The sequence below is a fragment of the Halopseudomonas sp. MFKK-1 genome (assembly GCF_027474385.1).
Lineage (GTDB): Bacteria > Pseudomonadota > Gammaproteobacteria > Pseudomonadales > Pseudomonadaceae > Halopseudomonas > Halopseudomonas aestusnigri.
In genome coordinates, this window is record NZ_CP114836.1 from 2,269,097 (window position 1) to 2,288,968 (window position 19,872).

Here is a 19,872-nt window from a genome sequence, read left to right on the forward strand (position 1 = left end):
CTGCTGGCTTTTTGTGGAGGCACTCCATGCGCTGGCCCGTCGCTGCCAACCTGTCCCTGCTGTTTGCCGATCTGCCCTTGCCCGAGAGGGTCGATGCTGCCCGTGACGCAGGTTTTTCCGGTGTCGAGATCCAGTTCCCCTATGTGCTGGAAGCCGCAGCGCTCAGAGCCGAGCTGGAGCGCCTGGCGCTGCCGCTGGTACTGATCAACCTGCCGGCCGGTGACCTGATGGAAGGCGGCGCGGGGCTCGCGGCAGTACCTGAGCGTCGGCCGGCCTTCGCTCGGGCGCTGGAGCAGGCGCTGCGTTATGCCGAAGTAGTCAGACCCGAGCGTGTCAATGTGCTGCCTGGGCGGCTGGTTGAAGGCGTTGAGCGGGAGGCTGCCCTGGCGTGCCTGGCGGACAATCTGCGGCTGGCGGCCGACGGCTTCGCCGGTCTGGGCATTGGTGTTTGCTGTGAGGCAATCAATCGGCTCGATATGCCCGGTTTTCTGATTGCCGGCTCAGCGGAGCTGGTCGACCTGATGGACCGCGTGGCGCATGCCAATGTGGCCGCCCAGCTGGATCTGTATCACATGGTCCGCATGGGCGAGAGCCTGCCTGTTGCGATAGACCGCCTGGCTGGTCGTATCGGCCACGTTCAGTTTGCCGACGCGCCGGGGCGCGGCGCTCCCGGCACGGGGGATATTGATTTTGCCGAGGCGATGCAGGCGCTGGCATTGGCAGACTACCGCGGCTGGCTGGCGGCCGAATACCGCCCAGACCCGGCTGATGCCCTGCGCTGGCTGGACAACTGGCGTTCGGCCGGCTGGGTTGGCTGATCAGACACCGGGGCCGCAGCGAACCTCACGCGCTCTTGTCAGCAGGTTGCCGCGATCATCATATAACCAGCCGGCCGGTCGCCAGCCGCGACGGGCCAGTTCAAGGCGATAATGGCGGCCTGGGGCGAAGTCATGACTGATGGCCATGATGCAGGTGCCCCGGCCGCTGCTCATTACTCCTGGCACCGCGCCTGCGGAAGGCGTCTCGAAGTCATAGCGTACCTGCAGCTCGTGCGGCCCTGTGCTGAGATCGTCGAAGCGCAGGCTGCGCTGCGGCTCGCCATCCAGTCGGTAGGCCTGGGCCAGGCTGCCCACGTCAGGGTCAAGGGTGATGCGGGCTCTGTCTTGTGCCAGTGGCGGCAGGGGCGCTGAGGCGCAGCCGATGAGCAGCAGTGCGCAAGGAAGTACACGGATCGTCTTCATGGGCCTGTTGCAGTCAGTGGTTGAGGAAACAGCAGGTCATCCATACGCAGGGCCTTTTCGACATCCAGTCCAATGATCAGTACGCCAATGACGCTGTTCGTCAGCGGGTCACGTATGCCGGTACTGAGGTGAACCTGAAAGCGCCGGGTGGACTGGTCATAGTCGAGCGTACTCATGTACGGCTGGTCTGAAAAGAATGGCTCGACGAACTTGGTTTCGTCGCCCTGCCAGTAATCGGTCGTCAGGTCGCTGATCGCCACGTTTAGGCCGTGCTGGTCGGTCACTATCAGCTCGCTGATGGCTCCGTTCTGGCCGGACTGGATGTTCCGTAGCCAGTCCGACAGCACCGTGTTCAGCACGCTGGTCGTCAGCGGGCGCTGATCTGCGGGCAGGTGCTGCTCCGCCAACCATTGCCTGTCCAGCTGTTCGATTGCCTGGATTGATAGCTCTTGGTGCCTGCGGTTCTGTTCCCGCACTGCAGATATTAATGCAGAGTCCTGCCGCCATTGCGCAAACAGGTTTTCGTAAAGGCTTTGCAGGCGCTGGCGCTCCCCCGCAGTCAGCACGCCAAATTCCGGCAGGCAGCCGAATACCCGATCATTGAATTGTTCTATGAAGCCAGGATGGGCATCGACATAGCGATTGGAGAAGTAGACGCCGAGGGTCGTGTATTGCTGAAAGTGGGCGTAGGCCGGGCGCAGCGTTGTGGGCGCCCGGGTCAGTTCGATTCGCAGGGTCTGCTGATCAGCAAGAAAGGCATCAATACGGCCGCGCTGCAGCAATTGCAGCAGTTGCCCGGTGTTGCTCACCAGCGGGTCAACGCGATAACCATGCTGCTGCAGCCACTCCACCTCGTTGCTCCCGCGGATACCGGCGATCCTCAGGCTTGATGCCTTTCCTATGCTCGGCGGGCGGGTAGGGCTGTTGCTGAACCAGTACCATTTTTCCAGTGCCAGTGGTGCAGACAGGACCGCAAAATTGCTGGCGCGGTTCATTCTGGTCGCCGAGAAGAAGCCGTCGGCCTTGCCGGCACTGACCTCCTGGATGGCGCGTTCCCACGGCAGGACCCGGATGTCGTACTCGACCTGCATGCTGTCGAATATGCATTCCAGAGCTCGGACAGAGCTGCCGGTCAGACGGTCTCCTTCGCGCACCTGGTAGGGGGGGAAGATGTCAGTGTTCAGGCGAATGCTTCCAGCCTGTGCAGTGCAGGCCAGCATAAGCAGCAGTGACAGCATCAATACACGCGACATCGTCGAAGGTCCCTGTCGAGTTTCAAGGCAACTATAGGTTAAATCGGCGGACTTATCGGCGGTCTGACATATTTCGATAAACCCGGTTGCTGCTGCCTGATCAAGCAGACCGATAGCGCTGGTCGAACGTTGCCGCCCGGCGCATCCTATTCAGACAACTTATTACCAGCAAGTCTGCGCATAAGCGATGTAGTGCATTTTACGAGGAGACACGGCATGCAGGACCTTCAGGGCAAGGTAGCGGTAATCACGGGTGGTGGTAGCGGTCTCGGCCGCGAGCTGGCGCTGTGCTGCGCGGCACGCGGCATGAAGCTGGTGCTCGGCGATGTGGATGAGCGCGGCATGCAGGAAACCGTGCGCCTGGTTGAGGAAGCGGCGCCGGGTACCGAATCCGCCACCATGCGGCTGGATGTCTCCAAGCTGGAACAGGTGCAGGCGCTGGCCGATCTGTGCAAGTCGCGCTTTGGTGGCGCTCACCTGCTGTTCAATAACGCTGGCGTCAGCGTCGGTGGCGCCGCCTGGGAAAACACCCCGGACGACTGGGAGTGGGTGATGGGTGTGAACGTCTATGGCGTGATCTGGGGCGTCAAGGTGTTCACCCCGATCATGCTGGAGCAGGGCGAGGGTCACATCGTCAATACCGCCTCTGCTGCAGGCTGGCTCAATGGCCCCAACATGGCGGTCTACAACGTCAGCAAGCACTCGGTGGTAGCGCTTTCCGAAACCCTGGCGCTGGATCTGCAGGACATTGGCGCCAATGTCGGCGTGACCTGCCTTTGCCCGGCGTTTTTCCCCACCGGTATTTCCGACTCTCAGCGTAACCGTCCGGCGGACAAGGCTGATACCGTTGCCCTCAGTGAAACGGCACTCAAGCGTGCCGAGATGACCAAGGCTGCGGTTGCCAAAGGCAGGATTCAGGCGTCTGACGTAGCTGAAATGACCGTCAAGGCGGTGGAGGCCAACCAGTTCTATGTCTTCCCGCACCGCAAGATCAAGCAACTGATCGCTCTGCGCGCTCAGGCGGCTGACAACGAGCAGACGGTATTCGACTCGCTGAATCCGTAAAGCTCTGATGCAGCAGATCCAGGTCATGCGGCAGGCCTGGACATGGTGCACTTGCGGACGCGACATGTCGCGTCCCTACGCTGGCGGGAGCTCGGCGTCATACAACAGCGTCAGGGCAGGCGGTTTCCGGGAAGGTCGAGCGCCCGCTCGACCAGCAGGCAGGAATGCCGCGCTATGGCCGAGTTGGAACTCGGCCGTCCCGGAGTTCAGCCAGCCAGCGCCAGTTTCTGTCTGTCGGCGCCGGCCGTATCGCCCAGCACAAATCCTGCTACCGCCGCGCGCGTGTCCTGCAGCGCCGTCTTGTGCTCCATCTCCAGAAAGTGCCCGGTATGCGCAATGCTGACAAAACGCGCATCGCTCGCCAACTCGCCGAAACAGCGTGCGTCTTCTGCGCTGGTGTACTTGTCCCAGGCGCCATTGATAAACAGCAGCGGTATATCGATGTTGCGCACACAGCTCATGTATTGCCCGGCATCCAGCTCCAGCACCTGACGCACGTGAAACAGCATCTGGCTGTACTCGTGTTCCTCCAGGCTGCTGACATGGCGGAAGTTGCAGCGCTTGTATAGCGGCGGCAGGTACTCGCCGATCGTGTCGTTGATCAGCATGGCGACGGCCTGGCGGTCGCAGGCTGCCAGGTGCATCCTGCCGCGGCTCAGGTAGTCCTGCATGTGCGGGTTGAGTATTGGCGAGAAGGATGTGACGACGGCCCGCCGAACACGCGCCGGCCGCTGCGCCAGTGCCAGCATGGTCGCCACGCCTCCCCACGAGAACGACATCACCTGGTCGGCCCGAAAGTGCTCAATCAGGTCCAGCAGAATCAGTGCTTCATCTTCCTTGCCTATCAACGGCAGCGACGGATTGTGCGGGCGTGAGTGACCGCTGTAGGGCTGGTCGAATAACACGACGTTGCACAGCGGCTGCAGATAGCGCAGCGTCTGGCCGAAGGCGGCGCTGGTCGCCAGCGAGCCGTTGACCAGAATGATGGTCGTGTCGCTGGCCGGGTTGGGGTAAAACCAGGTGTGCACCTTCAAATCACGGTGCACGCGAACAACAGCTTTCTCAGCGTACATGGGCACCTCGATATCAGTGGGCTTGCCGACGCAGGGCGACGACCGGGGTGCTCACAGCTAACCCCAGTCAGATGACAGGCGGGTTGCATCGGGGTGCCGTTTGTCTGTGTTCATCGGGGTGTCATCTGCTGGTGGTTTGACGCCGGCCTAAAGTTTTTTTCGGTAGTGCCGAAATGCTGGCATGGGGGCGGTGCGTCGGCTAATGAACAGGGCCGGCGCTACCATCATTTCGCAGTCGGTCTTCACTGAGAGTCATGCCATGGCCTTGACCGTCAATACCAACGTCGCGTCGTTGAACGCGCAGCGTAATCTAGGTAGTTCGTCTAGCAGCTTGCAGACGTCGCTGGAGCGATTGTCGTCCGGTTCGCGTATCAATAGCGCGAAAGACGACGCGGCAGGTCTGCAGATATCCAACCGCCTGACCAGCCAGATCAATGGCCTGGGCGTGGCGGTCAAGAACGCTAACGACGGCATCTCGTTGGCGCAGACCGCTGAAGGCGCACTGCAGGAGTCCACCAGCATTCTGCAGCGCATGCGCGATCTGGCCCTGCAATCGGCCAACGGCGGCAACGGCGACTCCGAGCGCAAGGCGCTGAACGATGAAATGGTACAGCTGAAGAACGAGCTGGACCGTATCTCGACGACCACCAAGTTCGGCAGCAAATCGCTGTTCGACGGCAGCTTTTCGGAAAATATTCAGGTTGGCGCGCAGGCCAATGAAACCATCAGCGTCAAAATCGACAGCTTCCGTACCACTGATCTGGGCACCAAGGGCTCGCGCGATGCGACTGCAGCGTCGTTGGTGGCAGGGAGTGCGCCGGCGAGTTTGACGGTAGCGGCAGGCGGGACTGCGGCATCGGTTCAGGGTGTTGGGGTTGCAGAGACCAGCTATGGCAACCCCGCTACCGCTGAGTTTGTCGGTTCTACCGTATTCGCAGGTTCGATCACCATCGATAACTCCAACGATACGATGACTGCTCAATCCTATGCCGTGCCGTTTCCGGGGCCAGCGGTGGTTCAGGATATCTCGGTTCCTCAGGGCACCTATAACACGGTGACGGACCTGGCTGACGCTGTTAACGCGCAGCTGCTACTCGATTATGGTCCGGGCGGTGTAACTCTTGAGGCGTTTGACAATGGTGACGGGCGCTTAGGCTTCAGAATGCTCAGTCCGACGCCAACCAGCGAGTTTGCGGTTGGCGGAATCTTCGGCACCTTTATTGGTTCGCCGGGCATCGTCACTGCCGACGGTGGTCCCGGTAGTTTGTCTATTGATCTGGGTGGTACGTCGCAGTCAATTACGTTGGATCAGAACTACGCCAGCGCCGCGACTATGGCTCAGGCTATTCAGAGTCAGATTGATGGCGGTGGTTTGGCTGGTCGAGTCATGGTTTCCGAATCTGGCGGTGTGCTCAGCTTGCAGCAGACAGGTGCGTTTGCCGGTGAGGCTCTCACGGTATCCGGCGATTCCGCTGACGAGGTATTCGGTGCGGGGCGTACGAATACGACGGGTACGGGCAGTGACGTAGGAGGCTTTACGATCGCTGTTGGTAGTGGTTCTGCACAGACCATCAATATCGATCAGGCCAACTACACCACGCTGGAATCGCTGGCCGACAACATCAACCAGCAGATCGCCAGTAACGCGACCCTGGTCGGTGAGGTGCGCGCCACGGTCAGCGAAGGCAAGTTGCAGTTTGTCACCACCGACAAAGGCACCGACGCCACCATTACCTTGGGCGCGTTGGCTGGCAACAGCGGTTTGACTGACCTCGGTTTTACCGATGGCGCAACCGCCAGCGGGTTGGACGAGGGCGCGCGTGATGCCTCGGTGGAGCAGTTGGATATCACCACCGCAGCGGGCGCCCAGGCGGCAATCAGCACCATTGACGCGGCGTTGAGTGAAATCGACGTTACCCGTGCCTCGCTTGGTGCGATCCAGAACCGCTTTGATTCGACCATCAGCAATCTGCAGAACGTCGCCGAGAATGCTTCCGCCGCCCGCGGCCGTATTCAGGACACAGACTATGCCACAGAAACCGCCAATCTGACCAAGAACCAGATTCTGCAGCAGGCCGGCACGGCGATTCTCGCCCAAGCCAATCAGCTGCCGCAGGCGGTGCTGAGTCTGCTCGGCTAAGGGCGCCTTCGCAGAGCTCTGCCGGGTAGGGTGGAGACGCGCAACGCGTTCTCCGCTGTGGCTTCTCTCTGTGCTGTGCCTGGTGTTGACCTCAAGGCCGTCTGGTGGAGAAGCCTGCGGCGTTCTCCACCAGACGCCGCCAAATCCTCCGCACGCCGTAGGGACGCGACATGTCGCGTCCGTTTCTCGTTGCGCTGCGCGGTCAACGACTGCGCCGACCGACGAACGGCCATGGATTGGCTGAAATACGGCTAAAGATTGGCTTAGTACGAACGATATAGGTAACAGCTTTGATGCAGTTGTGGCGCTGGGTTTTTGACAGCTCCCTGTCGAACAGCGCCGAGATGGCCCAGGCCATTGATGGCAAAGCAGAAAAAAAGATTGCAAAAAAGCCTAAAGGTCGCTTGAAAAGCGCCGATACAGTAATCGAATGCGAACTCAATGGGTGCCTGGGCAAAGCCGGCCCGCGGGTCGCAAGCTCAGGCAAACATCACTAGGTCGAGGTACTTATCATGGCTCTTACAGTCAACACGAACGTAGCTTCCCTGAACGCCCAGCGTAACCTGGGTTCTTCCTCCAGCAGTCTGGCTACTTCCCTGGAGCGTCTGTCCTCCGGTTCGCGCATCAACAGCGCCAAAGACGACGCCGCAGGTCTGCAAATCTCCAACCGTCTGACCAGTCAGATCAACGGTCTGAGCGTAGCCGTCAAAAACGCCAACGATGGTATCTCTCTGGCGCAGACCGCTGAAGGCGCCCTGCAGGAGTCCACCAACATCCTGCAGCGTATGCGTGATCTGGCCCTGCAGTCCGCCAACGGCGGTAACGGCGATGCAGAACGCAAGGCTCTGAACGACGAAGTCGTACAGCTGAAAAACGAGCTGGATCGTATCTCCACCACTACCAAGTTCGGCAGCAAGTCGCTGTTCGACGGTGGTTTTGCCGAAAACATCCAGGTTGGCGCTCAGGCCAACGAAACCATCAGTGTCAAGATCGGTAGCTTCCGTACCACTGATCTGGGCACCACTGCCAGCCGTGATGCCACCAAGGCATCGCTGACTGCCGGCGCTGCGCCGACTTCGCTGACTATTGCTGCCGGGTCTGCGGCGGTTGCAGGTTCTGCATCTGTGTACACGGGTACCGTCGATCTGGACGGGGACTTGAGTGGTGCTCCGGTAACCTTCGCGATCACTGATGGAACCAACACAACGGCAGACATCACCCTGAACGATGCGTCAGCTGCCAACAACTTGACCACTGTTAACAACGCTCTGACCGCTGCGGGTATTAGCGCCACTGCAACCTTTGATGGGACCTCCGGTGCCCTGGTTCTGACTGAAGACGCGGACGGTGGTGGTAACTTCAACGCGCTTGCTTTGGATGTCGTTGATGGTACCGCCGGTGATGCTACCGACGTCGGTGGTGCCAACGTGCTGGGTACAGCGACGACTGCTGCAGTTGTCGGCAATAATCAGTTCGATATCGCTGTAAACGGTGGCACTGCATCGACCATCTCCATTGATGCTGGCACTTACACCACTCTGGAATCTCTGGCCGACAATATTAACCAGAAGATTGCGGCTGACGCAGGTCTGAAAGGGGAAGTTCGCGCCACTGTCAGCGAAGGTAAGCTGCAGTTCGTTACTACCGATACAGGTTCTACTGCCGACATCACCATCACTGACACCACCGGCAACGTTGGTGGTGTAGCAAACCTGGGCTTCACCACTGGCGCTACTGCCGCCGGTGTTGATGAAGGCGCTCAGGCTGCCAACTCGGTTGAGAAGATCGACATCACCACTGTTGACGGCGCTCAGGCTGCGATCGCAACCATTGACGCTGCGCTGCAGGAAGTGGACGTGACTCGTGCCTCCCTCGGTGCGATTCAGAACCGCTTCGATTCGACCATCAGCAACCTGCAGAACGTATCCGAAAATGCTTCCGCTGCCCGCGGCCGTATCCAGGACACCGACTACGCTGCTGAAACTGCAAACCTGACCAAGAACCAGATCCTGCAGCAGGCGGGCACTGCGATCCTGGCCCAGGCCAACCAGCTGCCTCAGGCGGTTCTGAGCCTCTTGGGCTAAGAAACGATCAGGGGTAATATGCGGGGGGAGGGCATTGGCCTTCTCCCCGCTTTGTCCGTTGCGAGGTAAGCACCATGGATATGGGTGTTATCAAACCGTTTGAAGTGACCCGTCCTGCCAACAGCGCAGCTGCGGTGGAAGCGGGTGCTGGCGTGAGCCAGATCAAGCAGATGGATGCTGCACAGAATCGTTCCTCCTCATCCGAGCCAGTGGCTACCCAGACCCGTTCCGCGGTCGGCCAGTCACCCGAAGCCGAGCGCGAGAAATTGCAGGCGGCGGTGTCGGATATACAGGGTTTTGTCCAGTCGGTTCGCCGAGACATCAATTTCAACCTTGATGAAGATAGCGGCCGGGTGGTGATTAATGTTACCGAGGCAACCAGTGGCGACGTGATTCGCCAGATTCCCTCGGAAGAGGCGTTGCGCCTGGCCGAGAACCTCTCGGAAATCCGCAGCGTGCTGTTCGAAGCAGAGGCCTGACTCTGCTTGCCGGTTTTGCTGGCACGCAACTTGCCTGATAGACCGGAACCTTCTTTTCGGCAAGCGAACCGTCAGAAAACGGTCGCGAGGTAAGGATTATGGCTATCACCGGTATTGGCTCCGGCCTGGATATCAGCAATATTGTCAGCGCGCTGGTTAACGCCGAGGGCGCGCCCAAGACGGCTCAGCTGAATCGTCTCGAGAAAGCGACGACGGAAAAGTTCACTGCACTTGGGTCTTTCCGCGGTGCTCTGTCTACCTTTCAGGACACCCTCAAGAATCTCAGCTCGCCAGACACGTACGAAAAGCGCACGGCAACCAGCGGCGATAGCAACCTGTTTTCCGTCAAGGCGGACTCCAAGGCGGGTGCCGGGAACTACAGCGTGCAGGTGTTCAACCTGGCGCAGACCAGCAAGGTTGCGCTCAGGGGAGTTGATGATCCGGCAGCAGAAATCGGCACCGGAACCATGACGATTGCTGCCGGAGACAAGTCTTTCAGTATCGACGTCAGCGAGAACAACAACAGCCTGACCGGTATCCGCGATGCGATCAATGCGGCGGGCAAGGATAGTGGTATCAGTGCCACCATCGTGACCGATCCCAGCGGTATGGGCGGCTCGCGCCTGGTGCTCAGTTCATCTGCCTCGGGTACCGGTAACGATGTCAGCGTGACTGTCAGCACCGATGCCGGGGATACCGGTGATCTGAGTGTGTTGGCATTTACACCCCCTGCAACCACTGACTTTGAGCCGGTAGAGCCCGCGGATCTCCGCGAGCCCAAGGTGATTTCCTATGCCCGCGACGCCAGCATAGCCATTGATGGCATCACTATATCGAGTGATACCAACACCATTGATGACGCAATCGAAGGCGTCACGATTACACTGAAGAAGGCCCAGACTCAGGAAGAACTGGACGCGGCAAACACAGTCAGCCTCGCTGTTGGCGCGGACAAGGCCGGTGTCAAAAAATCGTTACAGTCCTTCGTTGATGCCTACAACAAGATGATGTCGACGACCAACTCACTGACGTCGGTTACCGAGGTAGGTGGGGATGATAGTCAGCCACTGGCGGCAGCGCTGGTCGGTGATGCGTCGGTGCGCTCGGTGCTCTCCGGTCTGCGCAGCGAAATGGCGAGCGCTGGTGAGGGCAGTATCCGGATTCTGGCGGATCTGGGGATTCGTACGGAGCGTGACGGGTCGCTGAGTATTGATACAGAGAAGCTGGATGCCGCTCTGGAAGACAACTTTGCGGCGATCGGTAATTTCCTTGCCGGTGATGATGGCCTGATGATGCGGCTCAACAACAAAATTGATCCGTATGCAAAAGATGGCGGGATCATCGATACCCGCAACAACTCGCTGCAGAACACCCTGTCGGACATCGATGATCAGCGCGAGCGGCTCAACACCCGGCTTGTGAGTCTGGAGTCGCGTCTGCTGGCGCAGTTCAACGCAATGGACACCCTGGTGGCGAATTTGTCGAACACCAGTACCTATCTAGCAGGCCAGCTGGCTAACCTGCCTGGCGTCGTAAGGGAGAAACAGTAAGCATGGCCAATCCGATTGATACCTACAAACAGGTCAAGGTTTCCCAGGAAGTATCGCAGTATCGCGCGGTGCAGTTGTTGCTGGCCGGCGCCATCGAGCGCCTCAAGCTCGCACGCCATGCCCAGTCGATCGGCAATCCCGAGCGCCGCGGTGTGGCGGTCAGCAGCACCCTTAGCATCATCGGTGCGCTGCAGGCCTCGCTGGACAAGGACATGGGCGGCGAAATCGCCGAAAACCTGGATGCGCTGTATGACTACATGACCCGCAAGCTGGCGGGTGTGGCGCTGGATGACACGCCGCGCTCACTGGATGAAGTAATCCTGCTGTTGGGTGAAATCAAGGAAGCCTGGGATGCCATCGAGCCGGCGTGATTGACGGCGTTAAAGGCGATTTGTGGGTAACAGACCGGCCCTGGTGGGCCGGTTTTTTTATGTAAAAGGTGCTTCAGCTTTCTGCCTGCTAGCCGATACAGGGTCATGTGCCACAGCAACGCAGGATTTTGCAGATGAACGCCTACGCAGCAATGAAGCAGTACCAGACCGTCAACGTCAACGCGCAGGTCAGCGAAGCTGATCCGCACCGCTTGATTCAGATGCTGATGGAAGGTGGTCTGCAGCGTATTGCCCAGGCCAAGGGCGCCATGCAGCACGGTAACGTTGCGCTCAAGGGCGAGCGGATCGGCAAGGCGCTGGGGATTATCGGCGGTCTGCGCGATGCGCTTAACGCTGAAAAGGGCGGAGAACTGGCGCTCAACCTGGATCGACTTTATGCTTTCATGCAGGATCGCCTGACACAGGCCAACCTGAAGAACGACGTATCTATGCTGGATGAGGTGGCCGACCTGCTTCGTGAGGTCAAGGCCGGCTGGGACGGCATCCGCCAATCGTGAGGACTCAAGCATGGCCAATGCCGTGGAAAAACTGCAGGAAACCCACGCGTCGCTGATTGCCGCTGTTCAGGCGGGTGACTGGCAGCAGGTTGGCGAGCTGGACAAGGCCTGCCGCGAGCAGGTGCGTGTCGCCATGGAGGATCCTGCGCGTGATGATCTGCAGGTTGCTTCCACGCTTGAGGAGTTGAGTGAAACCTACCGCGAGGTCGTGGCGCTGTGTCAGGCCGTCCAGGGCAAGATTGCCGAAGAGTTGCAGGGGTTGCAACGCGGGCGGCAGGGCGCGAAGGTGTATCAGATGTTCCGCTAGTCGGACTGGGGGCTGGCTGTTTTCCGATGCCGCTTATGCAGCAACGGAGGGTCAGGCGTGTTGCTGTCTGATGACTTGCGTGACCATCGGCGGACGGTGGAGCAGCCAACCTTGGCTCATAACATTTGACTGTGATTTTCGTGCCGACAAAGGCGCGCCAACTATTTGACTCGATAGTCGTTTCTGACTACAGTAACCGACCATAACAGAGTGTGGCGCAGCGCCATCATGGTGTTGCGAGCCGCTCCCGCCTGCTAACAGGAATAGCGCCCCGTCTATGCTGCCAAACAGTCATATCCTGCTGATTGATGATTCTGCTCAGAGTCGTCACGATCTGAGTGTCATTCTGGAGTTTCTCGGGGAAGATGCGATCATTGCCGACAGCGCCGGTTGGTTGCAGGTTGTGACCGAGCAGGTCGAGTCTGCGCGCGAAATCAAGTGCGTGATTCTCGGTCGCTGCGAGCTGGAGCAGGGCTTGCCCGCGCTGTTGGGGCAGCTCGACAAGTGGGATGAGAATCTGCCGGTTATTCTGCTCGACCCGACCCAGTCGAGCAGTTGGCCTGATCATCTCAAGCAGCGTCTGCTGGCGGTCATGGAACCGCCGCTCAGTTACAACCATCTGCTCGATGCCCTGCACCGCGCGCAGGTCTATCGTGAGGTGTTTGAGGTAAACGCCAACCGCCAGCGCCAGCGCGAACCCAACCTGTTTCGTAGCCTGGTGGGCACCAGCCGTTCAATTCAGTCTGTGCGTCAGATGATGCAGCAGGTGGCTGACACCGAGGCCACGGTACTGATTCTGGGTGAATCGGGGACGGGCAAGGAAGTGGTCGCCCGTAACCTGCATTACCATTCGCGCCGTAAGGACGCGCCGTTCGTGCCTGTCAACTGCGGAGCCATTCCGGCCGAGTTGCTGGAAAGCGAACTGTTCGGACACGAGAAGGGCGCCTTCACCGGCGCCATTACCAGCCGGGCGGGGCGTTTCGAGCTGGCTCAGGGTGGAACCCTGTTTCTTGACGAGATAGGGGACATGCCGCTGCCGATGCAGGTGAAACTGCTGCGGGTGCTGCAGGAGCGTACCTTCGAGCGTGTAGGCAGCAACAAGGTGCAAAGCGCCGACGTGCGGGTGATTGCAGCGACGCACAAGAATCTGGAGCAGATGATCGAAGAGGGTACCTTCCGTGAGGACCTCTATTACCGCCTTAACGTGTTCCCCATCGATATGCCCGCCATGCGCGAGCGTATCGAAGACTTGCCGCTGCTGCTGAACGAGCTGATTACCCGCCTCGAGACCGAGAAGCGTGGCTCGATCCGGTTCAGTACCTCGGCCATCCTGTCGCTGTGTCAGCATGATTGGCCGGGTAACGTGCGGGAGCTGGCCAACCTGGTAGAACGTATGGCGATCATGCATCCCCATGGGGTGATTGGCGTGGGCGAGCTGCCGCGCAAGTTTCGCTATGTCGAGGATGATCAGGATGACCTGCGCCAGCTGCGCGAGACCGAAGACGAGCGCAGCGATGCGTTCAATGGTCTGGTCGGGCTCGACAGCCCGGCATTCCTGCCGCCCGAGGGGCTGGACCTCAAGGAATACCTGGCAGGTCTTGAGCAAACGCTGATCCAACAGGCCCTGGACGAATGCAGCGGGGTGGTTGCCCGTGCGGCTGAACGCCTGCGCATTCGCCGTACCACGCTGGTTGAGAAGATGCGCAAGTACGGTCTGAATCGCGGTACTGACTCGTCAGAAGACTGACGCTCTCGGGTTTGGTGTTTTTTAGGTTTTTGATTTTTAAGTCTTTTTCTGTATTGGCATAAGGCTTGCTGTGAGATCCCTGTGTGCTTCATGTATTCAGGGGATACCCCATGGCGGCCAACGTGCAACCCAGTCAAAACCCGGCAGATGATCTTGGCGATATCGTTCGTCAGGTACTGGCCTCCGATCGGACGACAGACAGCGATCAGCTTCAGGACGCGTTCGAGCGCTTCCAGTCAATGTCTGCCCAGCTGGGCGCTTCCCATGCGCTGCTGGAGCGGCAGGTCGCTCTGCTCAAGCGTCAACTGGCTGACAGTCAGGCGCAGCGTTCCCGTGAGCTGGCAGAGAAGGCGCGCCTGGCTGGACGGCTGCAGAATGTGCTCAATCTGCTGCCTGGCGGCGTGATCGTTCTGGACGGGCGTGGCGTCGTGCGTGAAGCCAATCCCGCGGCCCGTGAGCTGCTCGGCGAGCCACTGGAGGGGCAGCTCTGGCGTGACCTGATTCAGCAACGCTTTGCTCCACGTGAAGACGATTACCACGAAGTGTCACTGCGCAGCGGTCGCAGAGTTTCGTTGGCAACCCGGTCGTTGCAGGGGGAGCCGGGTCAGTTGATCCTGATCCAGGATCAGACCGAGACCCGCGCGCTGCAGTCGGAACTGGCACGCAATGAGCGCCTGTCCGCACTGGGGCGGATGGTGGCGTCGCTGGCGCATCAGATTCGAACCCCGCTGGCCTCGGCGTTGCTGTATGCCGAACACCTTAATGATGCCGACCTGCCGACTGAGCACCGCACCCGGTTCTCCAGTCGTCTGCACGGGCGATTGTTGAGCATCGAACACCAGATCCGTGACATGCTGCAGTTTGCCAAGGGCGACCTGCCAATCAACGATTTGCTGCCGGTGTCCATTTTCTTCGAATGGCTGCAGAGTCAGGCTGAAAGCCTGATTGAAGCGCGCGGCGGAATCTGCCGCTGGGTCAACCTGCTGCCTCAGGATGCAATGCTTCGCTGCAACCGCGACACGCTGGTCGGCGCCGTTATCAACCTGATCGAAAATGCGCTGCAGGCGGGTATGCCAGCGCCGCGGCTGAAGGTGGTTGCCCGCTTGATGGAAGGTCAACTGAGCCTGAGTGTGGTGGATGCCGGTCAGGGCATGACCGCCGAGCAATTGGCACTGATCGGTGAGCCCTTCCATACCAGCAAGCCGCAGGGTACCGGGCTGGGCGTGACGGTTGTGAAGTCGGTGGTCAATGCACACGGCGGGGCATTCCACCTGCACAGCAAGGCCGGCTGGGGAACCAGTGCCGAGATTCTGCTGCCGCTGCGGTTGCTGCCTGCAGCCAAGGAGCCCCTGCATGAGCAAGCCTGATATTCGCATCCTGCTGGTCGAGGATGATGCCGATCTGAGTGAGGCGCTGGCCGATACGCTGATGCTGGGTGGCTATGCCTGTCTTCAGGCGGCTGATGCCGAGTCTGCACTCGCCCTGCTCGGGCGCGAAAGCGTGAGCATGGTGGTCAGTGATGTGAACATGCCCGGTATGGACGGGCATGCGCTGCTGCGCACCTTGCGTAGCCAATATCCGCATTTGCCCGTGCTGCTGATGACCGCTTACGGCACTGTGCAGCAGGCGGTCAGCGCCATGCGCGAGGGGGCGGTTGATTATCTGGTCAAGCCCTTTGCACCCAAGGCGCTGCTGGAGCTGATTGCTCAGCATGCGCAAGGACGCCTTGAGGGGGCTCCCGGTACGGGGCCGGTTGCGGTCGATCCCGCCAGTGTGCAGCTGCTGGAACTGGCTGCGCGGGTTGCTGGCAGTGACTCGACTGTACTGATTTCGGGTGAGTCCGGGACCGGTAAGGAAGTGCTTGCGCGCTACATCCATCAGCAATCTCCGCGGGCCGATCAGCCTTTTATTGCCATTAACTGCGCGGCTATTCCGGATAACATGCTGGAGGCCACCCTGTTCGGGCATGAGAAGGGCGCCTTTACCGGCGCGGTAGCGGCGCAACCGGGCAAGTTCGAGCAGGCCAATGGCGGCACTCTGCTGCTGGACGAGATTTCCGAAATGCCGCTGGCGCTGCAGGCAAAGCTGTTGCGGGTGCTGCAGGAGCGTGAGGTCGAGCGCGTGGGTGGTCGCAAGCTGATTCGGCTGGATATCCGTATCATTGCCACCACCAACCGGGACTTGCCGGCGGAGGTGGCTGCCGGGCGCTTCCGTGAGGACCTCTACTATCGCCTGGGTGTGTTTCCGCTGCAGTGGCGGGCGCTGCGCGAGCGCCCGGCGGATATTCTGCCGATTGCCGAGCGCCTGCTGAGCAAGCACGCGAGCAAGATGAATCTGCCTAGCGTCAGTTTTTCGGCGCAGGCGGTCAAGGCACTGGAGGCGCATCCCTGGCCCGGTAATGTCCGCGAGCTCGACAACGCGGTGCAGCGCGCACTGGTGCTGCAGGCGGGGGGTGTCATTCAGCCGTCGGATTTGTGTCTCGATCTCCAGGCCGGTGGTGCAACGCCGTTGCTACGCGCGGTACCGCCAGTCCCGCCAGTTGAATCGGTACAGCCGGCGTCACCGGTATTGCCCGTCGCCGACAGTGGCTGTGATCTGGGCAGCGGGGTGCGTCAGCGCGAATTCCAGATGATCATCAATGTACTGCGTGCCGAGCGTGGGCGCCGTAAGGAAGCCGCCGAGCGCCTGGGTATCAGTCCCCGCACCCTGCGTTACAAGCTCGCGCAGATGCGCGATGCCGGGCTGGATGTCGAAGGCAGTCTGTTCGCCGGTATCTGATCGTCAATTATCGTCCTCTCTCTGGCATCGGCTATTCGGCCGGTGCTGCCTTGCATTTGTCCATATGGTGGCGGGCTGGCCACTGTTGGCATCAAACTTGCTGAATACCCTGTAAAGCGACTGTAGCCGTCAAAAAACCGGACGGCGTGGAGGCAAGCGTGACTCAGGGTGTTGAATTCAATCGATTGATGCTGCAAATGCGCACCATGCAAATGGAGGCCATGGGCAAGCCGCAGGCGGTCAAGCCAGCGGAGCCCGGCGTCAACGGCCCGGGCTTCGATGATCTGCTCAAGCAGGCTGTTGATCGCGTCAACGAATTGCAAAAAACCACGTCTGAACTGCAAACCGGCTATGAGCGAGGTGTAGAAGGGATCGATCTGACCGAGGTGATGATTGCCTCGCAGAAATCATCGGTTGCCTTTCAGGCGATGACGCAGGTGCGTAACAAGATGATTACCGCCTACGAAGACATCATGAAAATGCCAATCTAATCTCCCATGAGCCTGACTGTCTGAGGAAATGACAATGGATTCTGCCGGCAGCAATACCCCAGCTACCCGTGATCCGCTCGGTGCCGATCGCAAGCCGCTGATGGGGCTGACCTTTCTGGACAACCTGTCGCAACTGCCGATGTTGCGCCAGTTCGGTCTGCTGGTTGGTCTGGCTGCCAGTGTGGCAATCGGGTTTGCCGTGGTGCTGTGGTCGCAGGAGCCCGAGTACCGGCCGCTTTACAACAGCATGGACGGTTTCGACGCGGGTCAGGTGGTGGAAATGCTGCAGCAGAGCCGTATCGACTACAAGGTCGAGCCCAACAGCGGCGCGCTGCTGGTTCGCAGCGAGGATCTGGCCGATGCACGTCTGCGTCTGGCCAGTGCCGGCATTTCGCCGACCGACGGCAACGTAGGCTTCGAGATTCTGGATCGTGAGCAGGGTCTTGGTACCAGTCAGTTCATGGAAACCACGCGTTACCGCCGCGGCCTTGAGGGGGAGCTGGCACGCACCATCTCCAGTCTCTACAACGTCAAGGCAGCGCGCGTGCACATCGCCATTCCACGCTCCACCGTGTTTGTTCGCGATGATCGCAAGCCCAGCGCGTCCGTGCTGCTGGAAATGTACGCCGGTCGACGACTGGAGCCTGCACAGGTGATGGCCATCGTCAATCTGGTGGCAACCAGTGTGCCCGAACTGGGCAAGGACGAAGTCACGGTTGTTGATCAGAACGGCAACCTGCTGTCCAATCAGAGCGAGCTGAACGAGCTGACAGTGGCCGGCCGCCAATTTGATTACACCCGTCGCCTGGAAGAGACCTACACCCGCCGGGTACACAATATCCTCCAGCCGGTGCTGGGAACCGGGCGTTACAAGGCCGAGGTGTCGGCGGATGTGGATTTCAGTGCAGTTGAGTCCACTGCGGAAATGTTCAGCCCCGATGCTGCGCTGCGCAGCGAGCAGGTGGTGACCGAGGCGCGTTCGGCCAATGCTGGCCCCCAGGGCGTGCCGGGTGCGCTGTCGAACCAGCCGCCGGGTGCCACCCAGGTGCCTGAGCAGGTGATTGACCCTGTAACCGGCCAGCCTGTTGTTGCCGCCGTACCGCAGGACAAGCGCGAGCAGGCGGTACGCAATTACGAGCTGGATCGGCAGATCAGCCATACCCGCCAGCAGCTGGGCCGTCTCAAGCGTCTTTCGGTTGCCGTTGTGGTAGACGACCCGGCACAGGTGGATCCGCAGACCGGGGAAGTCACCCGGACGCCGATCAGCGAGGCGGAAATGGCGCGCTTGACCCGCCTGGTCCAGGACGCGGTGGGGTATGATGCCAGCCGGGGTGACAGCGTCAGCGTGATCAATAGCGCGTTTGTTGCTGAAGCCGAACTGGAACCGCTGCCGGCCATCCCGTTCTGGGAGCAGCCGTGGTTCTGGGATGTTGCCAAACAGATATTGGGTATTCTGTTTGTTCTGGTGCTGGTCTTCGCGGTGCTGCGCCCGGCGCTCAAGAACCTGACAGTCGCCGGCAAGGGCGGCAGTGACAACTATCCGGCGCTGGCAGGCGGAGGTTACGATGGCATGGACGGCGGCCTGCGTGATGATCAGGTGAGTCTGTCCGGTCCATCCTCCGGTCCGGTATTGTTGCCGCCGCCCGGCGCCGGCTACGAACAGCAGCTCAATGCGATCAAGGGCCTGTTGGCCGAAGACCCGGGTCGGGTGGCACAGGTCGTGAAAGAGTGGATTAACGCCGATGAGTGATGACGCCAGCAAACGCCCGGCCAAACTGTCCAAGCTGGATAAGGCGGCCATTTTCCTGCTCAGCCTCGGTGAGTCCGATGCGGCGGCGATTCTCAAGCACATGGGGCCCAAGGAAGTTCAGCGGGTCGGCAGTGCCATGGCTGGATTGCGCACTGTACAGCGCGATCAGGTTCAGGAAGTCATGGGCGACTTTATCGAGGTGGTGGGCGAGCAGACCGGTTTGGGCGTTGGCGCCGATTCCTATATCCGCACCATGCTTACCCAGGCATTGGGGGAGGACAAGGCCAACAGCCTGGTTGACCGCATTCTGCTTGGCGGCAGCACCTCGGGTCTGGACAGCCTGAAGTGGATGGAGCCGCGTGCCGTTGCTGATGTGATCCGCTACGAACATCCGCAGATTCAGGCCATTGTGGTGGCCTATCTTGACCCTGATATGGCCGCTGAGGTGGTTGGCTATTTCGACCACAAGGTGCGGCTGGACATTCTCCTGCGCGTGGCCGCTCTCAATACCGTGCAGCCATCGGCGCTGAAAGAACTGAACGAGATTCTCGAGAAGCAGTTTGCCGGCAACTCCAATACCTCGCGCGCGTCCATGGGCGGTGTCAAACGCACGGCCGACATCATGAACTTCCTTGAGTCCAGCGCCGAGTCGCAGCTGATCGAGTCGATCCGTGAAATCGACGAGGACCTGTCCTCCAAGATCGAGGATCTGATGTTCGTGTTCGATAACCTGGCAGATGTGGATGACCGCGGCATCCAGGCGCTGCTGCGCGAGGTCTCCTCCGAGGTGCTGATTGTCGCGCTCAAGGGTGCCGACGAGGCAATCAAGGAGAAGATCTTCCGCAATATGTCCAAGCGCGCGTCCGAGTTGCTGCAGGACGACCTGGAAGCCAAGGGGCCGGTCCGTATCAGCGAGGTCGAGGCTGCACAGAAGGAAATTCTCACCATTGCACGCCGCATGGCCGACGCCGGCGAAATTGTGCTCGGCGGCAAGGGTGGCGAAGAGATGATCTGAGCCCGGCAAT

General features: G+C 60.1%; 19 protein-coding genes. 16 read left to right on the plus strand and 3 right to left on the minus strand.

Annotated features, from left to right (window positions below; translation table 11 throughout):
* Positions 1-26 precede the first annotated feature (26 nt).
* Positions 27-818, plus strand: coding sequence for a hydroxypyruvate isomerase family protein (locus tag O5O48_RS10615; protein WP_269686970.1), 792 nt, complete (start codon positions 27-29; stop codon positions 816-818).
* Here O5O48_RS10615 and O5O48_RS10620 read toward each other — a convergent pair whose 3' ends face one another.
* Together O5O48_RS10620 and O5O48_RS10625 are read right to left on the minus strand one after the other, a co-directional pair.
* Positions 819-1,241: a PA0061/PA0062 family lipoprotein gene (locus tag O5O48_RS10620; RefSeq protein WP_269686971.1), complete on the minus strand. Its 423-nt coding sequence runs from the start codon at positions 1,239-1,241 to the stop codon at positions 819-821. It abuts the gene before it with no gap.
* Positions 1,238-2,494, minus strand: a complete 1,257-nt coding sequence (locus tag O5O48_RS10625) for a substrate-binding periplasmic protein (protein WP_269686972.1) — start codon at positions 2,492-2,494, stop codon at positions 1,238-1,240. The genes O5O48_RS10620 and O5O48_RS10625 overlap by 4 nt, the downstream gene beginning before the upstream one ends.
* Before the next feature lie 216 nt (positions 2,495-2,710).
* Here O5O48_RS10625 and O5O48_RS10630 point away from each other — a divergent pair, with 216 nt between their 5' ends.
* Positions 2,711-3,559 carry an SDR family NAD(P)-dependent oxidoreductase gene (locus O5O48_RS10630; protein WP_088273551.1) on the plus strand — a complete coding sequence of 283 codons (849 nt, stop codon included), beginning with the start codon at positions 2,711-2,713 and terminating at the stop codon, positions 3,557-3,559.
* A 206-nt stretch (positions 3,560-3,765) separates the two neighbouring features.
* On the opposite strand, the gene O5O48_RS10635 is transcribed toward O5O48_RS10630, so the two are convergent.
* Complete coding sequence (locus O5O48_RS10635; RefSeq protein ID WP_269686973.1) at positions 3,766-4,632, minus strand: alpha/beta fold hydrolase; 867 nt, start codon at positions 4,630-4,632, stop codon at positions 3,766-3,768.
* Between the two features lie 259 nt (positions 4,633-4,891).
* Here O5O48_RS10635 and O5O48_RS10640 point away from each other — a divergent pair, with 259 nt between their 5' ends.
* The 14 genes from O5O48_RS10640 (at position 4,892) to fliG (ending at position 19,862) form a co-directional block, all read left to right on the plus strand.
* A complete protein-coding gene (locus tag O5O48_RS10640) occupies positions 4,892-6,772 on the plus strand; it encodes a flagellin N-terminal helical domain-containing protein (RefSeq protein ID WP_269686974.1) in 1,881 nt (626 codons plus the stop codon).
* A 293-nt stretch (positions 6,773-7,065) separates the two neighbouring features.
* Entirely contained in the window at positions 7,066-7,269 is a 204-nt protein-coding gene (locus tag O5O48_RS10645; protein WP_269686975.1) for a hypothetical protein, read from the plus strand.
* Between the two features lie 15 nt (positions 7,270-7,284).
* Positions 7,285-8,856 (plus strand): flagellin N-terminal helical domain-containing protein, encoded by a 1,572-nt coding sequence (locus O5O48_RS10650; RefSeq protein WP_269686976.1) that lies wholly within the window; start codon positions 7,285-7,287, stop codon positions 8,854-8,856.
* A gap of 74 nt (positions 8,857-8,930) precedes the next feature.
* Positions 8,931-9,335 (plus strand): flagellar protein FlaG, encoded by a 405-nt coding sequence (locus tag O5O48_RS10655; RefSeq protein ID WP_269686977.1) that lies wholly within the window; start codon positions 8,931-8,933, stop codon positions 9,333-9,335.
* 98 nt (positions 9,336-9,433) lie between these two features.
* Positions 9,434-10,885 carry a flagellar filament capping protein FliD gene (fliD, locus tag O5O48_RS10660; protein ID WP_269686978.1) on the plus strand — a complete coding sequence of 484 codons (1,452 nt, stop codon included), beginning with the start codon at positions 9,434-9,436 and terminating at the stop codon, positions 10,883-10,885.
* Between the two features lie 2 nt (positions 10,886-10,887).
* On the plus strand, positions 10,888-11,256 hold the full coding sequence (gene fliS, locus O5O48_RS10665) for a flagellar export chaperone FliS (RefSeq protein WP_269686979.1): 369 nt from the start codon (positions 10,888-10,890) through the stop codon (positions 11,254-11,256).
* Positions 11,257-11,390: 134 nt separating this feature from the next.
* Positions 11,391-11,774, plus strand: coding sequence for a flagellar export chaperone FliS (gene fliS, locus O5O48_RS10670; protein WP_269686980.1), 384 nt, complete (start codon positions 11,391-11,393; stop codon positions 11,772-11,774).
* A 10-nt stretch (positions 11,775-11,784) separates the two neighbouring features.
* The gene (locus O5O48_RS10675; RefSeq protein ID WP_160003124.1) at positions 11,785-12,081 is read left to right on the plus strand and encodes a flagellar protein FliT; all 297 of its coding nucleotides are present in this window, start codon (positions 11,785-11,787) and stop codon (positions 12,079-12,081) included.
* 277 nt (positions 12,082-12,358) lie between these two features.
* Positions 12,359-13,828, plus strand: a complete 1,470-nt coding sequence (locus O5O48_RS10680) for a sigma-54 dependent transcriptional regulator (protein ID WP_269686981.1) — start codon at positions 12,359-12,361, stop codon at positions 13,826-13,828.
* A gap of 110 nt (positions 13,829-13,938) precedes the next feature.
* The gene (locus O5O48_RS10685) at positions 13,939-15,195 is read left to right on the plus strand and encodes a sensor histidine kinase (RefSeq protein ID WP_269686982.1); all 1,257 of its coding nucleotides are present in this window, start codon (positions 13,939-13,941) and stop codon (positions 15,193-15,195) included.
* Complete coding sequence (locus O5O48_RS10690; protein WP_269686983.1) at positions 15,182-16,606, plus strand: sigma-54-dependent transcriptional regulator; 1,425 nt, start codon at positions 15,182-15,184, stop codon at positions 16,604-16,606. Before O5O48_RS10685 ends, O5O48_RS10690 begins: the two co-directional genes overlap by 14 nt.
* 158 nt (positions 16,607-16,764) lie before the next feature.
* A complete protein-coding gene (fliE, locus tag O5O48_RS10695) occupies positions 16,765-17,097 on the plus strand; it encodes a flagellar hook-basal body complex protein FliE (protein WP_233048261.1) in 333 nt (110 codons plus the stop codon).
* A gap of 34 nt (positions 17,098-17,131) precedes the next feature.
* Positions 17,132-18,847 (plus strand): flagellar basal-body MS-ring/collar protein FliF, encoded by a 1,716-nt coding sequence (gene fliF, locus O5O48_RS10700; protein WP_088273563.1) that lies wholly within the window; start codon positions 17,132-17,134, stop codon positions 18,845-18,847.
* Positions 18,840-19,862 (plus strand): flagellar motor switch protein FliG, encoded by a 1,023-nt coding sequence (fliG, locus tag O5O48_RS10705; protein ID WP_088273564.1) that lies wholly within the window; start codon positions 18,840-18,842, stop codon positions 19,860-19,862. The genes fliF and fliG overlap by 8 nt, the downstream gene beginning before the upstream one ends.
* Positions 19,863-19,872: the final 10 nt, after the last annotated feature.

Excerpts from the sequence above, each read along its gene's own strand:
- O5O48_RS10635 (WP_269686973.1), bottom strand. The coding sequence starts at position 4,632 with ATGTACGCTGAGAAAGCTGTTGTTCGCGTGCACCGTGATTTGAAGGTG.
- O5O48_RS10650 (WP_269686976.1), top strand. The coding sequence starts at position 7,285 with ATGGCTCTTACAGTCAACACGAACGTAGCTTCCCTGAACGCCCAGCGT.
- O5O48_RS10625 (WP_269686972.1), bottom strand. The coding sequence starts at position 2,494 with ATGTCGCGTGTATTGATGCTGTCACTGCTGCTTATGCTGGCCTGCACT.
- O5O48_RS10655 (WP_269686977.1), top strand. The coding sequence starts at position 8,931 with ATGGATATGGGTGTTATCAAACCGTTTGAAGTGACCCGTCCTGCCAAC.
- fliD (WP_269686978.1), top strand. The coding sequence starts at position 9,434 with ATGGCTATCACCGGTATTGGCTCCGGCCTGGATATCAGCAATATTGTC.
- O5O48_RS10675 (WP_160003124.1), top strand. The coding sequence starts at position 11,785 with ATGGCCAATGCCGTGGAAAAACTGCAGGAAACCCACGCGTCGCTGATT.
- fliF (WP_088273563.1), top strand. The coding sequence starts at position 17,132 with ATGGATTCTGCCGGCAGCAATACCCCAGCTACCCGTGATCCGCTCGGT.
- O5O48_RS10615 (WP_269686970.1), top strand. The coding sequence starts at position 27 with ATGCGCTGGCCCGTCGCTGCCAACCTGTCCCTGCTGTTTGCCGATCTG.
- O5O48_RS10630 (WP_088273551.1), top strand. The coding sequence starts at position 2,711 with ATGCAGGACCTTCAGGGCAAGGTAGCGGTAATCACGGGTGGTGGTAGC.
- fliG (WP_088273564.1), top strand. The coding sequence starts at position 18,840 with ATGAGTGATGACGCCAGCAAACGCCCGGCCAAACTGTCCAAGCTGGAT.
- O5O48_RS10690 (WP_269686983.1), top strand. The coding sequence starts at position 15,182 with ATGAGCAAGCCTGATATTCGCATCCTGCTGGTCGAGGATGATGCCGAT.
- O5O48_RS10620 (WP_269686971.1), bottom strand. The coding sequence starts at position 1,241 with ATGAAGACGATCCGTGTACTTCCTTGCGCACTGCTGCTCATCGGCTGC.
- fliS (WP_269686979.1), top strand. The coding sequence starts at position 10,888 with ATGGCCAATCCGATTGATACCTACAAACAGGTCAAGGTTTCCCAGGAA.
- O5O48_RS10680 (WP_269686981.1), top strand. The coding sequence starts at position 12,359 with ATGCTGCCAAACAGTCATATCCTGCTGATTGATGATTCTGCTCAGAGT.
- O5O48_RS10685 (WP_269686982.1), top strand. The coding sequence starts at position 13,939 with ATGGCGGCCAACGTGCAACCCAGTCAAAACCCGGCAGATGATCTTGGC.
- O5O48_RS10640 (WP_269686974.1), top strand. The coding sequence starts at position 4,892 with ATGGCCTTGACCGTCAATACCAACGTCGCGTCGTTGAACGCGCAGCGT.
- fliS (WP_269686980.1), top strand. The coding sequence starts at position 11,391 with ATGAACGCCTACGCAGCAATGAAGCAGTACCAGACCGTCAACGTCAAC.
- O5O48_RS10645 (WP_269686975.1), top strand. The coding sequence starts at position 7,066 with ATGCAGTTGTGGCGCTGGGTTTTTGACAGCTCCCTGTCGAACAGCGCC.